Origin of the sequence: Nesterenkonia haasae (assembly GCF_010119385.1) — a bacterium.
GTDB lineage: Bacteria > Actinomycetota > Actinomycetes > Actinomycetales > Micrococcaceae > Nesterenkonia > Nesterenkonia haasae.
This window is the reverse complement of the sequence record NZ_VFIE01000042.1, coordinates 1-1,544: the sequence shown is the minus strand read 5'-3', so window position 1 is coordinate 1,544 and position 1,544 is coordinate 1. Positions and strand designations below refer to the sequence as shown.

Genomic DNA, 1,544 nt, shown 5'->3' with positions numbered 1-1,544 from the left:
GCATGTGTGGAATTGTTGGTTATATCGGTTTGCCGGAGAAGTCTGTTGAGCATCATGCGTTGGATGTTTTGATGGAGGGTTTGCGGCGTTTGGAGTATCGGGGGTATGACTCGGCTGGGGTCGCGACTGTTGCTGGTGGGGTGGTGCAGGCGCGGAAGAAGTCGGGGAAGTTAGCGAATCTTATTGCTGAGGTTGAGCGTGTTCCGTTGACTCCGGCGTCGGTGGGTATTGGGCATACCAGGTGGGCGACTCATGGTGGGCCGACGGATTTGAATGCGCATCCGCATTTTGGTGATGAGGGGAAGTTGGCGGTGATCCATAACGGGATCATTGAGAATTTTGCGCAGTTGCGGCAGCGGTTGGTGGGGCAGGGGCATGTGTTTGTCTCGCAGACTGATACTGAGGTCGCGGCGAAGCTTATGGGGGAGGCTTTCCGGTCCTCGGGGGATCTGACGGAGGCGATGCGGTTGGCGGTTAATGAGTTGGAGGGTGCGTTTACGTTGTTGGCGGTGCACCCGGATCAGCCTGATCGTGTGGTGGCGGCTCGCCGGAATTCGCCGTTGGTGGTGGGTTTGGGTGAGGGTGAGAACTTCTTAGGCAGTGATGTTTCTGGGTTTATTGATTTCACCCGTGAGGCGGTGGAGTTGGAGCAGGATCAGATTGTGACGATCACTGCTGGGGCGGTGTCGATCATCAATTTTGATGGTTCGCCTGCGGTGGGGAAGCGGTTCCATATTGATTGGGATGCTACTGCTGCGGAGAAGGGTGGTTATGACTCGTTCATGGAGAAGGAGATCAATGAGCAGCCTAAGGCGGTGGAGGACACTCTTCTGGGGCGCACGGATGCTGCGGGTCGGTTGACTTTGGATGAGTTGCGGATCAGTGCTCAGGAGTTGAAGGACACGTCGAAGATTATTGTGTTGGCGTGTGGGACTGCTGCGTATGCGGGCACGGTGGCGAAGTACGCGATTGAGCATTGGACCAGGATTCCGGTGGAGGTCGAGTTAGCGCATGAGTTCCGGTACCGGGATCCGATTATTGATGAGACCACTCTGGTGGTGTCGATCTCTCAGTCGGGGGAGACGATGGACACTCTGATGGCGGTGAGGTATGCGAAGGAGCAGGGCGCTCGGACGTTGAGTATTTGTAATACCAATGGGTCAACGATTCCGCGGGAGTCGGATGCGGTGTTGTATTTGCATGCTGGTCCGGAGATCGCGGTGGCTTCGACGAAGGCGTTTTTAGCGATGATCACGGCGAGTTGTTTGTTGGGGTTGTATTTGGGGCAGTTGCGGGGGCAGTTGTTCACCGGTCAGATCAGTGACATTTTGGCGGATTTGCATAAGATTCCGGAGAAGATCCAGACGATTCTGGATTCGGCTGAGGACATTAAGGCTTTAGCGCGTGCGATGGCGCAGACTCCGAGTGTGTTGTTTTTGGGCAGGCATGTGGGGTTCCCGGTGGCGATGGAGGGTGCGTTGAAGCTCAAGGAGTTGGCGTATATCCATGCTGAGGGGTTCGCTGCTGGTGAGTTGAAGCATGGG

General features: G+C 55.9%; 1 protein-coding gene. It reads left to right on the top strand.

The window, feature by feature from the left end; translation table 11 throughout:
• Positions 1-2: 2 nt before the first annotated feature.
• Positions 3-1,544: glutamine--fructose-6-phosphate transaminase (isomerizing) (gene glmS / locus FH975_RS16190; RefSeq protein ID WP_162322202.1), on the top strand; the 1,542-nt coding region annotated here is incomplete at its 3' end.